Genomic DNA, 14,256 nt, shown 5'->3' with positions numbered 1-14,256 from the left:
GGTGTTTGTGAAAAAATTAATTTTGATTGACTCAATGTTAACAATATAGGAAAAACATCAAAAACCCACGATAATTTAAGTTAGAATTACGAAAACACGAAAATTTGTGTGAAATATTTCACAAATTTGGCTTTTTGCACTTGCAAAAATACATTTGATGACATACAATAGCTGTGCTGATGGAAATTTCATCCAATTAACATATCATTTGAAAATATCAGGAGGATATTTACTATGGCAGTAAAAGTTGCTATTAATGGATTTGGTCGTATCGGTCGTCTTGCATTCAGACAGATGTTTGGTGCAGAGGGATTTGAAATTGTTGCAATCAACGATCTTACAAGCCCTGAGATGCTTGCACATCTTCTTAAGTACGACAGCACACAGGGTCGTTACGAGCTCTGTGATAAGGTTTCTTTCGGTGAGGATTCCATCACTGTTGACGGAAAGAAGATCACAATCTACAAGGAAGCAGACGCTAAGAACCTTCCTTGGGGACAGCTTGGTGTAGACGTTGTTCTTGAGTGTACAGGTTTCTATACAAGCAAGGATAAGTCACAGGCTCACATCGATGCAGGTGCTAAGCACGTTATCATTTCTGCTCCTGCAGGAAATGATCTTCCTACTATCGTTTACAATGTTAACCACCAGAACCTTACAAAGGACGACAAGATCATCTCTGCAGCTTCTTGTACAACAAACTGCTTAGCTCCTATGGCTAAGGCTCTTAACGATCTTGCTACTATCAAGTCAGGTATCATGTGCACAATTCATGCTTACACTGGCGATCAGATGACACTTGACGGACCTCAGAGAAAGGGTGACAAGAGACGTTCACGTGCAGCAGCATGCAACATCGTTCCTAACTCAACAGGTGCAGCAAAGGCAATCGGACTTGTTATTCCTGAGCTTAACGGAAAGCTTATCGGCGCTGCTCAGCGTGTTCCGACTCCTACAGGATCAACAACTATCCTTACAGCAGTAGTTGAAGGAAACGTTACAAAGGATCAGATCAATGCAGCTATGAAGGCAGCAAGCAACGAGAGCTTCGGTTACAACGAGGACGAGATCGTTTCTTCAGATATCGTTGGAATGAGATTCGGTTCATTATTTGATGCAACCCAGACAATGGTTCTTCCTCTTGACAACGGAACCACACAGGTACAGGTTGTTTCATGGTATGACAACGAGAATTCATACACAAGCCAGATGGTTCGTACTATCAAGCACTTCGGAAGCCTTCTTAAGTAATTATCCTTGGAAGATAAATAAAACATGACTTTTTAAGAGGTCCGGCCTATATGGGCCTGGGCCTCTTTTTTTCGCGATAAGGCCGTCAAGCGGGCAAGCACGCGATGTGCTTGCACAAAAGCGTGATTGACCATTTGACGGCCAACGCGAAATCCAGTAGGGTTTTTCCCTACTGGATTTAGGAAAAAACACACAAAAAAGTTAAATTTCTTTATAATTTAATGTGAAAATAATATAAGGGAGGGAAGGGCCTCCCGAAAAGGAGATTCATATGGCAGGATTAAACAAGTTAACAGTCGATGACATCGATGTTAAAGGAAAGAGAGTTCTTTGCAGATGTGATTTTAACGTACCTCTTAAGGAGGGTAAGATCACTGATGAGAACAGACTGGTAGCTGCACTTCCAACAATCAAAAAGCTTATCGCTGACGGCGGCAAGGTTATCCTTTGCTCACACCTTGGCAAGGTAAAGACAGAAGAGGATAAGCCTTCAAAGACACTTGCGCCTGTTGCGAAGAGACTTTCAGAGCTTCTTGGTCAGGAAGTTAAGTTTGCTGCAGATCCTGAGGTGGTTGGTGCCAATGCTAAGGCCGCAGTAGCTGAGATGAAGGATGGAGATGTTATTCTCCTTGAGAATACACGTTACAGAGCAGAAGAGACTAAGAACGGTGAGGCTTTCTCAAAGGATCTTGCGTCTATCGCAGATGTATTTGTAAATGATGCATTCGGTACAGCTCACAGAGCACACTGCTCAAATGTAGGTGTTACTCAGTTCCTTAACGGACCTCATGCTGTAGGATACCTTATGCAGAAGGAGATCAAGTTCCTTGGTCAGGCTGTAGAGAATCCTGTACGTCCATTCGTAGCTATCCTTGGCGGTGCAAAGGTTGCTGATAAGCTCAATGTTATTTCAAATCTCCTTGAGAAGTGCGATACACTTATCATCGGTGGAGGTATGGCATATACATTTGCAAAAGCACAGGGCTATGAGATCGGTACATCACTTTGCGATGAGACTAAGCTTGATTACTGCAAGGAGATGATCGAGAAGGCACAGAAGCTTGGTAAGAAGCTCCTTCTTCCTGTAGATGCTGTAACAACAGATCATTTCCCGGAGCCTATCGATGGACCGATCGATACAGTTGTAGTTGATATCGATAAGATTCCTGCTGACAGAATGGGTATGGATATCGGACCTAAGACTCAGGAGCTTTATGCAGAGGCTGTTAAGTCAGCTAAGACAGTAGTATGGAACGGACCTATGGGTGTATTCGAGAACCCTACTCTTGCTGCAGGAACAAAGTCTGTAGCCAAGGCACTTGCAGATACTGATGCTACTACTATCATCGGTGGCGGTGATTCTGCAGCTGCTGTAAATCAGCTTGGATATGGCGACAAGATGTCACACATCTCAACAGGTGGTGGAGCATCACTTGAGTTCCTTGAGGGTAAGGAGCTTCCTGGTGTAGCTGCAGCTGATGATAAGAATTGATTTAATGAAAAGAGGTTTCTTAATATGAGAAAGAAGATTATTGCCGGAAACTGGAAGATGAACATGGTTCCTTCAGAGGCTGTTAAGCTTGTTGAGACATTAAAGCCACTGGTACAGAATGATGATGTTGACGTGGTTTACTGTGTACCTGCAATAGATATCATTCCTGTAGTTGAGGCTGTTAAGGGCACAAATGTTCATGTTGGTGCCGAGAACTTCTATATTGAAGACAAGGGTGCTTTCACAGGTGAGATTTCAGCTCCTATGCTTAAGGATGCAGGCGTTGAATACATCATCATCGGACATTCCGAGAGAAGAGATATCTTTGGTGAGAATGATATCCTTATCAATGCAAAGGTTAAGAAGGCATTTGCTTCAGGTCTTAAGCCTATCCTTTGCTGCGGTGAGTCATTAGCACTTCGTAAGGCAGGTACTTACAAAGAGTGGATCGAAAGACAGATCACATGGGATCTTGACGGGGTAACCGCTGATCAGGTTAAGGAGCTTGTTATCGCATACGAGCCTATCTGGGCTATCGGAACAGGCGAGACAGCTACTTCAGATCAGGCAGAAGAAGTTTGTAAGCTTATCCGTGATCTTATTGCAAAGCTGTATGATGCAGCTACTGCTGAGGCTGTTCGCATCCAGTACGGCGGATCAATGAATGCAGGCAATGCCGCTGAGCTTTTATCCAAGCCCGACATCGATGGCGGACTTATCGGTGGTGCTTCACTTAAGCCAGATTTCGGCACCATCGTAAACTACAATAAGTGATCACATCAGCTTAGCTGATTGATTAATATCTTCCTGAAAAGACCGGTCAGAAAAATCTGACCGGTCTTTTACTTTCTGGAAAACTTTTGCGTGATATAAAGCCGGGGATGTCCTCCGTGCTCGGTAAAATTCATTCATGACAGTGCGCTTTTTTTCAGACTTAAAATATTATGCTGTTCAGTGCAGTCTGTTGTAGCCGGCGGAATATATTATCCGGTTATATGCGTTGTCGAGAGTGACGTGTATAATCAGATCTCCGTTTAATGTGGTGTCGATGAGGGTGATATCCTTTGAAGATGAAATGGAGGCATCCTTTAAGATATCGAGGGAAAGGATACGGTCGCTTTCCTCCTTGAAACTGTCTTCAGAAATAGTTTCGCCGAGACTGAGATGAAAGTCATTTTCAAGGATACTGCTGTACTTGTAGTAGCGGTATGAGGTGTTCTGAGAGTCTGATGCTATATAGTCAGGGAAAAGCTCCGTGCATATGTCGAAGCTTTTCTGATCTACATCATTATCCACTGACATATAGTGCCCAGGATTTGTGGTGCTGGAACAGTAGGGAGGCACAATACATAAAACTGTTGCGGATATGATCCCGAGTATCAGTACAGGAAGCGAGACAGAAGTAAAGAACTTTGCCCATACCGGCAGATCACTTGTCCTTGCCCACAGTCCCAGTACACCCACAAAGAAGGGCAGGAACAGAGTGAGATACAGCATATTCAACACAGCGGCTTTTTCAAAGGTCAGCTTTGGGAAGCGCATATGCCATACAAATACAGAAATCAATAAAATGCCGATCTGAAGTGCTATTCCGAAAATAAGGTCATAGGTCAGCCAATCATACCATAATGTATATTTTTTTGAATTTGCTGAAGGATTACTCAACTGTTTTTACCTCCGGGAGGAAAATGTGATATCAGTGTCGGAATATTTCGGACACTGATATCCGGTATAATACGATATAACAGAAAATGCAGCCGCCGAAGCAGCTGCATCTAATTTAATCTAATGATGAGAAAGTGTCAAATCACTGCTCCCATGGAAGCTCTGACTTACCGAAGTGACCGTAGCTTGAAACGAGATTGTAATCTACATCTCTAAGCTTGAGGGAAGAGATGATTCCCTTTGGTGTGAGATCATAATCATGCTTGATCTCATCCCAGATCTTGTTGCGGTCTTCCTTCTCTGTGCCGAAGCAGTCAACGTAAACAGAAACAGGCTCTGCCACACCGATAGCGTATGCAAGCTGAACTTCGCAACGGTCAGCCTTTCCTGCCTTTACGATATCTCTTGCTATCTTACGTGCCATATATGCTGCTGAGCGGTCAACCTTACTTGGATCCTTTCCTGAGAAAGCTCCGCCGCCGTGGTGAGCTGCTCCGCCGTAGGTGTCGGCAATGATCTTACGTCCTGTAAGACCTGAATCCGCAAAGGATGAACCCATAACAAAACGTCCTGTAGGATTTACGAGAACTCTGAAGTCAGTATTGAGTGAAAGCTCCTCGGCTGTCTCCTTCATGATGGCGGAAACGATCTCGCGAACCTTGTCAAGAGAAGTCTCTTCTGCATGCTGTGTGGAAATAAGGAAGGTATCGATACGGTGTGTGTCGTAGTCGAAGGATACCTGTGCCTTGGCATCCGGACGAAGCTGCTTGAAGCCATCCTTGATGTTGAACTCTCTGAGCTTGAGAAGAGCTCTGTTGGAAAGAACATAAGGGATAGGAAGAAGCTCTTCTGTTTCGTTTGTTGCATATCCGAACATCATACCCTGATCTCCGGCACCGTCATTATCTACGCCCATTGCGATATCAGGTGACTGCTTGGAAATAAGAAGGCGGATGTTGTACTTATCTACATCTGTGAGTCCGATCTTCTTGAGAACATCACGAGTTAATGTCTCGTAATCAGGATCATAGTTTGTTGTAACTTCTCCGAGAATAGTGATCTCATAATCCTTAATTGTTGTTTCGGCAGCAATTCGTCCTGCCTTATCATGCTGAAGAATATCTGTAACGATAGCATCTGAAATCTGGTCACAGATCTTATCAGGGTGTCCGTTAGATACCTGCTCTGATGAAAATAACATATAAAAATCCTTTCTGGCGCATAGCGCCCTGACGTTTCGAAAAAGAAATATGGATGACGGGATGCAAAACAAACGAATCAAAAGATGCGATGTAAAGCTCCTTAGACAAAAGAAAAAGCCCGTCGAACAATCGACCGGCTGTAACAAGCATCCTCTTATTGTTCGAAACAAAATTAGTTCGCTCAGGTTAGCACCTTCCGTTTTTACGGGGTTGCTGCGGTTTCATAGCTCCTATGTAGCTCCACCGACTCTGAATAAGTATTCAATTCGATGGCTATTGTAACAGATATAAGCTGAATGTCAACCTATGATATATACATTACCATCTAATTGTGTAAAATACATCTCTTACTGATTATTTTCGGCAGAAAAATCATCCTATATAAGAGGACTTATGGAACTAATGATGTTTAATTTCTTATTTTTTTAATGTATACTAAGTTTAATTGTCTATCTTCTCAGGTTTTATCGGGTAAGGATAGCATTTGTACAGGTTAGAACAGTACAAAGATCAAGGGATTTTCCCGGTTAAAGGAGATGTTCATATGCCAATTAAAGTACAGAATGATTTACCGGCAAAACACATATTGGAGACTGAAAACATTTTCGTGATGGACGAGCAGCGTGCCCAGTCACAGGAGATTCGTCCTTTACGCATATGTATACTCAATCTTATGCCTCTCAAGGAGGACACGGAGCTTGATATACTTAGAGTTCTGTCAAATTTTCCTATTCAGACAGAGATCACATTGATGAAGGTGGCCACTCATGAGTCCACCCATACCAATGCATCACATCTTAATAAATTTTATGTGACCCTGGATCAGATAGAAGATGAGCTTTTTGACGGACTCATCATCACAGGTGCGCCTGTGGAGAAGATGCCTTTTGAGGAAGTGGAGTACTGGAATGAGCTGACGGAGATCATGAAATGGTCCGAGACTCATGTGTTCTCAACATTCCATATCTGCTGGGGAGCTCAGGCGGGACTTTACTATCACTATGGTATCAGGAAGGTCATGCTTCCGAAGAAGCTGTCAGGTGTATATCGTCATAAGGTGCTTCATAGAAAAAAGATGATCATGAGAGGAATGGACGATTTCTTTTATGTGCCTGTATCCAGATATACGGGTATAGATGAGCGGGCTGTTCGCAGTAATCCCGAGCTTTATGTCGTGGCTGAATCCGTTGATCCTGCAGAAGGCGGTTCGTACATGATTCTGGCTTGCTCAAGCAGACAGATATTCATTACCGGTCATTCAGAGTATGATAAGTATGATCTGGATAAAGAATATAAGAGGGATTTGGCTAAAGGTCTGAATCCGGATATTCCCGTAAATTACTACACTGATGACGACCCGGAAAAGGAGCCTATACTCAGCTGGAGATCCACATCAAACTGTACATATACAAACTGGCTTAACTTCGTATATCAGGAAACACCTTATGATCTTAGGGATCTTAAGCCGGTGTGGTATGACAGTTATGTAAAGGATGGAAACCATTTCCTGGAGAGAGATACCACACTTTCTTTTAAAAAGAGCTGATATGTGTAACTGTTTGTAGAAGGTCATAGACATTGGACGAAACAGAGTCAGAGCAGGATGAAGGTTTATTATAGTGACTTTTTGGTGATGAAAGAAATCATGTATTTCTTTCATCACTATTTTTTAGATGATATGGCAGTGGGAATATTGGACTATCGTGTAAAGACATATAGAAGTATGAGTTAAAAAGTTCCTGAATCAAAGGAACGGAAATTTTTGCAACATGGTTAGGAGAGAATTATGGATGTTTTAGAGAGATTTTTGGAATATGCAAAGGTTGATACACAGTCAAGTGAGACGAGCGGTACACATCCTTCAACAGAAAAGCAGTTTGATCTTGCAAGGATACTGGAGAAGCAGTTAAATGAGATGGGTGTTCAGAATGTAAGACTCAGTAAGTATTGCTATGTGTTTGGGCATATACCGTCTAATCTCAGAGATGGAGAAAAGGCGCCTAAGCTTGGATTTATCGCACATATGGATACCTCACCTTCTGCCAGTGATGCAGGTGTATCACCAAGAGAAATAAAGAATTATCAGGGCGGGGAAATAGTATTAAATGAGGAGAAGCACATAGTTCTTTCACCGAAGACTTTCCCGAAGCTTGATTCTATGATAGGCTCTGACCTTCTGGTGACTGACGGAACAACTCTTCTTGGTGCTGACGATAAGGCCGGTGTAGCGGAAATAATGGCTATGGCCGAGTACCTTCTCAGTCATCCGGAGGTAAAGCATGGAGATATCATGATCGGTTTTACACCTGATGAAGAGATCGGAGAGGGACCATGCTTCTTTGATGTTGCGGATTTCGGAGCCGATGTTGCGTATACTGTAGACGGCGGAACACTCGGTGAGATCGAGTATGAGAATTTCAATGCTGCATCCGGAAAGGTCAGCATCACAGGTGTAAATGTTCATCCCGGAGACGCCAAGGGAAAAATGGTGAATGCTGCACTTGTTGCCATGGAGTTTAATGCTCTTCTTCCTGACGAACGTCCTTCAAATACAGAGGGTTATGAGGGATTCTTCCATCTTACAGGGATCAGCGGGGATGAGGCTTGTACAGAAATGAGCTATATCATCCGTGATCATGACAGAGACAGATTCGAGGAAAGAAAGAAGATCTTCGAGGCGGCAGCTGAAAAGCTCAATGAGAAATACGGGAACACAGAAGCACATGTAGAGGTAACACTCAGGGATCAGTACTACAACATGAGAGAGAAGATAGACCCTGAGAATATGTATCTTATCGATGCGGCAAAGGAAGCCTTTGTTAAGGCGGGTGTCACTCCGGTGACTGTACCTATCAGAGGAGGAACTGACGGAGCACAGCTGAGTTTCAAGGGCCTTCCATGCCCTAATCTTTCAACAGGCGGAGAGAATTATCACGGAATCTATGAGTATCTGAATATCAATTCTATGAGAAAGATGGTTGAGGTGCTCATCAATCTTGCTGCAGATATGGTGAAATAAGCCTTATCGATTTGATGGCTTTATCGCAAAAAACAAAGGACCCTACCTCAGGGTCCTTTTCTAAGTATTTGAATTTTCTACAGTTTCTAATCTATATTCTATTTTCAAACTATCTAATACAACGGGGTAATCTCCCTTCTCTGTATTAGGCATAAACGCTGCGTGGCGAAGCTTTGTGCTACGCAAGACTTATATACCTTGGAAATTATAAAAAAATAGATATCTAAGATTTAATTCTTAATACTTAAATACATCGTATCCTGATGACATCTGAAATTCAGGAAGGTTAAATGATTGGAGAAACACTCCTCAGTTGAATAACATGACCACTTGAAGTGCTGTTATCGATTTTTCTATATTACCTGCCTGAAATCAAGATATCATCGAGTAACTGTGCTGGTGTCATAATTTTCATACCTCAGCTTTCTACGATATAGTTTTACGATTATGTTTGATCACGACCGATCATAATCGTTTGTGGGCTAACTCTATCATCCTTTCTCGTCAGATGATGTAGTTAACTATGTTTATCTTATGAATCTATAGTAGCATTGGGGTTAGTCTTTGTGAATATCAAAAACGTAAGAAATCATTTTTATTTGAAATAAATAATTAATAATTAATAAAAATTATGTCATATGCCATTTTATAAATGTTTCAGGGTAAATAAGTTGGTGAAACCGTCGTATTTACTTTTGGACATCGGAAAACCGGCTGACGTATACTGCAAAGAAGGGGTATAATACCATTATGGAAAAGAAAGAACTGCGGAAGATTATCCGCGAAAAGAATAAAACATTGACAGAAGACTACAGAGCTCGTGCCAATGCAGGCATAGCCACACGATTTCTGCTTTATCCGGTATTTCAGCAGGTGGATTCTATTTTCTGCTATGTGAGTATGGCAAATGAACCTGATACCAGGACCATCATAGAAACTGCATGGCAGATGGGAAAGACGGTCACGGTTCCGAGATGTGTATCTGTTGAAGGCGGCAGGATGGAGGCGGTACAGATCAGTAGCTGGGACGATCTTCAGACAGGCACCATGGGCATACCGGAGCCAAAGCAGGGACTTCCTGTCATCGACGGATATAAGATAGCATTGGCAGTGGTACCATGCGTTACCGCAGACAGATGGGGCGGCAGACTGGGGCATGGAGCAGGATTTTACGACAGATGGCTCAAGGGGCAGAGCATGTATAAGTATTGTCTTTGCTATGAGGAACTGCTTTCCGATAGAGTTCCCATGGATCAGTATGACATAAAGATGGACAGGATATTTACTGAAGAAAAGATCTATAATCCGAGGGCGCAGAGTGACGATTCGATTCAGGAGGCCATGAAGGAAGCCGGAAACATCAGTATCTTCAGCCTGATTAAGGGACTTTTTAAATTTTGATGCGAGCTGTTCAGAGATATCTGTATGACGAATGAAAACCGCTTTTACAGGGAGGGAAAAATGGACGAGAAAAAGGTGTTGGAATTAAAAGAAATGATAGACAAATCTCATAATATTGTCTTTTTCGGAGGGGCGGGAGTATCCACCGAGAGCGGTGTGCCTGATTTTCGAAGCAAGGATGGGCTTTACAACCAGCATGATGTTCAGTTTGAAAAGTACCAGCCTGAGTATCTTCTGAGTCATAGCTGTCTCGTGCTTGAACCGGAGGTTTACTTTGAATTTCACAGACAGAAGATGGATACCAGAGACATCGAGCCGAATAATGCTCACAAGTATCTCGCCGCGCTTGAAAAAACAGGTAAGCTGAAGGCGGTCGTTACGCAGAACATAGACGGTCTCCATCAGAAGGCAGGAAGTAAAGAGGTATATGAGATCCATGGAAGTGCTCTGAGAAATTACTGCATGAGCTGCGGAAAGAAATATCCTACTGATTACATTTTTTCTTCCGGGGAACCGGTGCCTCACTGTGACTGTGGAGGAGTCATTCGTCCGGACATAACATTGTATGAGGAAAGCCTTCCGGAGATGGAAGTCAGAAAGTCAGTAAATGCCATAGCTTCGGCAGACATGCTCATAATAGGAGGAACATCTCTCACGGTCTATCCGGCGGCATCCTACATCAACTATTTTGAAGGAAAGTATCTGGTCATCATCAACAGAGATGAGCTCACTCTCAGGAGACCCGCTCAGAACACGCTGGTGATCAATGACAAGATAGGAGAGGTATTCACGAGGCTGGCTGAATTGAGCGGGATGGAGTTGTGAAATTATACTGAAAAATAAATAATAGACATGTAAGCGTCGTTAAAGAGTATCTCTCTGATGATTTCATTAGAGATACTCTTTTTTTAGTTATCGCCTGAAGAATTTATGTCGGTTTCCGGCTGCTGGCAGGTGATCAGAAGTGGATTTTTTGTTCTAGACGTTTGTTGTTCGAGATTCATCTGAACCCAGGAAACAATCGCTGCATATCCTCCGGCAGTGGTGCTGTGAAGCTGAGGGGGGCTCCTGTGATAGGATGCCTGAAGCTCAGCTTATATGAATGGAGAGCCTGCCTTTCCATGAATCTGTAATCAGGGTTATATAAAAAATCTCCGATAAGGGGATGCCCTACATGTCTCATGTGGACGCGGATCTGATGGGTTCGTCCGGTCTCAAGCTTTATTCTAAGAAGAGAGAGGTCCTTTTCACGTTCATATGCTATGACCTTAACATGTGTGATGGCTTCATCGCCTCTTTTGTAGTCAACTATACGCTCGACCACAGATTCTTCCTTTCTCGCAATCGGAGCATCTATAGTAAAATCAAACCCATCTGCTCCTGCGGGGTGATTTGGAATGATGTCTCCGGGCTCACCCTGACAGATCGCCAGATATTCTCTGTGAATAGAACGTTCTCTCACCATGTCTCCCAGCTTCGCTGCTGAAAGCATATTTTTGGCTGAGATCAAAAGTCCGCTGGTGTTTTTATCCAAACGGTTTATTACCCGGTTAACGTATGTATCGAAGCCCAGCTTATGATGAGTGTACCAGCATAAAGCGTTGGCGACAGTGTTCTCGTGGTGACCTATGGAAGGATGAATAGGCATGTCTGATGGCTTGTTAATGACCATCAGATCCTGATCCTCATAAACTATGGAAAGAGGGATCTCGGATTCTGCCACATTCGGGCTGTCCTCTATTTCCAAAATGCTGCAGCGGAGAATGTCCCCTTCAGAAAGAGTCTGCCTGAGCCAGGTCTTCTTTTCGTTTAAAAGCAGTCCGTTAATGTCTGCGGGTAGTACATCTGTGCCTGTATTCCTCAGGTGACAGATCACATTTTTTGAAAAGCCTTCGGAACGAAGAAAAGCCTCCACGGTCTTGCCGCGGAAGCTTTCGGGAATCTTATATGTGATGATTCTAAGATTTTTTGCCATAAATCAATGTTATCCCAGCGTGGATGGTCGGTGATACGCAAAGTTTTTTGCGATTTGATCGGAATTATTCAAAATGGAATGTATCCTTGAGACCGAGCCACTTCTGATCCTTGTCTGAGAGATTAAGAGCTGTTCCGTCTGAAAGCGCATATCCCTCGGCAGAAGCATTGCCCTTATACTCACCTGTAAGACCCGGCCACTGGATGTTGATCTCAGGATCGTTCCATGCAAGGCCGCCCTCATCACCCGGATGATAGAAATCTGTTACCTTATAGCAGAACTCGGCAACATCTGAAAGAACGAGGAAACCATGTGCGAATCCCTCTGAAATATAGAACTGCTTCTTGTTCTCTTCTGTAAGCTCAACGCCGAAATACTGACCGTAGGTCTTTGAACCCTGACGAAGATCTACAGCAACATCATAGACTGAACCCTTGATGACACGAACGAGCTTGCCCTGTGGGAACTCTTTCTGGAAGTGAAGTCCGCGAAGAACACCCTTTGTAGACATGGACTGGTTATCCTGAACAAATACCATATCAAGACCTGCGTCGTGCATATCATTCTGATTATATGTTTCCATGAAATATCCGCGGCTGTCACCGTGAACTGTTGGTTCGATAACATAAAGACCCTCGATAGGAGCCTTTGTTACTTTTATCTGTCCCATATTTTCTCCTTAAAACGTAAACGTGCAAACTGTGTCTGCCAAACAGACTGAATCATTATAGAACGATAAGCTGAAAAATGCCATATCAGAGTTGGAATTGATAAAAAAGAGGAGCATTTTGTGGGAATAGAACTTTGTAAGTTGTGTGAAGTGTAGTGACTATTTTGAGTTAGAAGAAACTAACTTCCTAAAAACAAAAAGATTTGACAAAATTTATTTCAAATCTATTGACTAAACATGTTATGAGGTCTACAGTAGATATAAATTAATAATTGTTATCATTTTTTACGGAGAATTAATCGATGAATTATTCGAGGCAAAGAGAAGAGGTTCAGGAACAGCTTGGTTTCCATCACGATCATCCTTCAGCGGATGTGATCTATTCGGAGCTGAGAGAAAAAGATCCAACTATAAGTCTTGCAACAGTTTATCGTAATTTGAAGCTGCTTGCTCAGAACGGTGTGATCAGGAGGCTCACCTTCGTTTCCGGGGCAGATCGATTCGAGCCGAACATCAATCCGCACTATCATTTTGTGTGCGATTGCTGCGGTAAAGTATTTGATGTCCCTATGCAGGCGGCAGAGACTCTGGATGAAGCTGCGTCAAAATATATTTCCGGAAAGATCACAGGACACGATCTGGTATTTCATGGAATATGTGATGGATGCAACGATTCATGTGAATATTCTGCCTGAAATGATGACGGATTTTAACGACGAAATGCGTTATGAGTGAAAAAAAGAAAAGGAGATTTCAAGTATGAAGACATGGGTTTGTTCAGTATGCGGATACGTTCATGAGGGTGACACACCACCGGAGAAGTGCCCGGTTTGCGGAGTTCCCGCATCTAAGTTTGTTGAGCAGACTGGTGAGATGACATGGGCTGCAGAGCATGTGATCGGTGTAGCATCCGACGCTCCTGAAGACATCAAGGCTGATCTTCGTTCCTGCTTTGAGGGTGAGTGTACAGAGGTTGGTATGTATCTTGCCATGTCTAGAGCAGCGTTCCGTGAGGGTTATCCTGAGATTGGTGAATTCTTCAAGACAGCAGCATTTGAAGAGGCTGATCATGCAGCAAAGTTTGCAGAGCTTCTGGGAGAATGCGTTTCCGCATCATCAAAGGAGAACCTTACAGTTCGTGTGAAGGCTGAGAACGGTGCTACAGCAGGCAGAGTAGATATTGCAACCAGAGCGAAGAAGTTAAATCTCGATGCTATCCATGATACAGTTCATGAGATCGCTCGCGACGAGGCGAGACACGGCAAGGCATTTGCAGGTCTCCTTAAGAGATATTTCGGCTGATTCATTTCTGGCATTGGTATGTTGATCACAAGTCAGTTTGATAGACTTCGTAAAACGAGGGAAAGGAGAGATCTTTTCCCTCGTTTTTTATTATTAATTTATGATAGTAGAAGACTTCTGATATCGAATTCATTCTATTGATAAACGTTTGATATAAAATGATTAAAAATGACAAAAATATATATGAAAATGCATGTTTCTTCGCTATAATAGCTGAATCGGGTTAAATAACAAGTTATTCATAGGGGATTATTGCTAGTTAATCATGAGTTATTAAAG

Annotated in this window: 13 protein-coding genes and 1 riboswitch; of the genes, 9 read left to right on the top strand and 4 right to left on the bottom strand. The window is 42.9% G+C overall.

What is annotated here, in order from left to right; translation table 11 throughout:
- Nucleotides 1-234: 234 nt before the first annotated feature.
- From gap to tpiA, 3 genes are all read left to right on the top strand, one after another.
- Nucleotides 235-1,251, top strand: coding sequence for a type I glyceraldehyde-3-phosphate dehydrogenase (gap, locus tag BXO88_RS01845; protein ID WP_036607045.1), 1,017 nt, complete (start codon nt 235-237; stop codon nt 1,249-1,251).
- Nucleotides 1,252-1,522: 271 nt separating this feature from the next.
- Nucleotides 1,523-2,743, top strand: a complete 1,221-nt coding sequence (locus BXO88_RS16790) for a phosphoglycerate kinase (protein ID WP_078036081.1) — start codon at nt 1,523-1,525, stop codon at nt 2,741-2,743.
- 24 nt (nt 2,744-2,767) lie between these two features.
- Entirely contained in the window at nt 2,768-3,517 is a 750-nt protein-coding gene (tpiA, locus tag BXO88_RS16785) for a triose-phosphate isomerase (RefSeq protein ID WP_078036080.1), read from the top strand.
- 177 nt (nt 3,518-3,694) lie between these two features.
- Here tpiA and BXO88_RS01830 read toward each other — a convergent pair whose 3' ends face one another.
- The gene (locus BXO88_RS01830; protein WP_078036079.1) at nt 3,695-4,408 is read right to left on the bottom strand and encodes a hypothetical protein; all 714 of its coding nucleotides are present in this window, start codon (nt 4,406-4,408) and stop codon (nt 3,695-3,697) included.
- A gap of 142 nt (nt 4,409-4,550) precedes the next feature.
- Complete coding sequence (metK, locus tag BXO88_RS01825) at nt 4,551-5,609, bottom strand: methionine adenosyltransferase (protein ID WP_078036078.1); 1,059 nt, start codon at nt 5,607-5,609, stop codon at nt 4,551-4,553.
- A 152-nt stretch (nt 5,610-5,761) separates the two neighbouring features.
- Nucleotides 5,762-5,870: riboswitch (SAM riboswitch) on the bottom strand.
- A gap of 284 nt (nt 5,871-6,154) precedes the next feature.
- Between metK and BXO88_RS01820 the strand changes: the two genes are divergently transcribed.
- The 4 genes from BXO88_RS01820 (at nt 6,155) to BXO88_RS01805 (ending at nt 10,855) form a co-directional block, all read left to right on the top strand.
- On the top strand, nt 6,155-7,156 hold the full coding sequence (locus BXO88_RS01820; RefSeq protein ID WP_078036077.1) for a homoserine O-succinyltransferase: 1,002 nt from the start codon (nt 6,155-6,157) through the stop codon (nt 7,154-7,156).
- A gap of 240 nt (nt 7,157-7,396) precedes the next feature.
- On the top strand, nt 7,397-8,629 hold the full coding sequence (gene pepT / locus BXO88_RS01815) for a peptidase T (protein WP_078036076.1): 1,233 nt from the start codon (nt 7,397-7,399) through the stop codon (nt 8,627-8,629).
- Between the two features lie 750 nt (nt 8,630-9,379).
- On the top strand, nt 9,380-10,030 hold the full coding sequence (locus BXO88_RS01810) for a 5-formyltetrahydrofolate cyclo-ligase (protein WP_078036075.1): 651 nt from the start codon (nt 9,380-9,382) through the stop codon (nt 10,028-10,030).
- Nucleotides 10,031-10,090: 60 nt separating this feature from the next.
- A complete protein-coding gene (locus BXO88_RS01805) occupies nt 10,091-10,855 on the top strand; it encodes an NAD-dependent protein deacylase (RefSeq protein WP_078036074.1) in 765 nt (254 codons plus the stop codon).
- Between the two features lie 175 nt (nt 10,856-11,030).
- Here BXO88_RS01805 and BXO88_RS01800 read toward each other — a convergent pair whose 3' ends face one another.
- Both BXO88_RS01800 and rfbC read right to left on the bottom strand, forming a co-directional pair.
- Nucleotides 11,031-12,005 carry an RluA family pseudouridine synthase gene (locus tag BXO88_RS01800; RefSeq protein WP_078036073.1) on the bottom strand — a complete coding sequence of 325 codons (975 nt, stop codon included), beginning with the start codon at nt 12,003-12,005 and terminating at the stop codon, nt 11,031-11,033.
- 64 nt (nt 12,006-12,069) lie between these two features.
- The gene (gene rfbC / locus BXO88_RS01795; RefSeq protein ID WP_078036072.1) at nt 12,070-12,675 is read right to left on the bottom strand and encodes a dTDP-4-dehydrorhamnose 3,5-epimerase; all 606 of its coding nucleotides are present in this window, start codon (nt 12,673-12,675) and stop codon (nt 12,070-12,072) included.
- Nucleotides 12,676-12,977: 302 nt separating this feature from the next.
- On the opposite strand from rfbC, the gene BXO88_RS01790 reads away from it, so the two are divergent.
- Nucleotides 12,978-13,370 (top strand): Fur family transcriptional regulator, encoded by a 393-nt coding sequence (locus BXO88_RS01790; RefSeq protein ID WP_078036071.1) that lies wholly within the window; start codon nt 12,978-12,980, stop codon nt 13,368-13,370.
- Nucleotides 13,371-13,434: 64 nt separating this feature from the next.
- On the top strand, nt 13,435-13,977 hold the full coding sequence (locus BXO88_RS01785; protein ID WP_078036070.1) for an NADH peroxidase: 543 nt from the start codon (nt 13,435-13,437) through the stop codon (nt 13,975-13,977).
- The last annotated feature ends 279 nt before the right edge of the window (nt 13,978-14,256 follow it).

The organism is Oribacterium sp. C9 (genome assembly GCF_002007235.1).
Taxonomy (GTDB): Bacteria; Bacillota; Clostridia; order Lachnospirales; family Lachnospiraceae; genus Oribacterium.
This window is presented reverse-complemented; position numbering and strand designations above follow the sequence as displayed.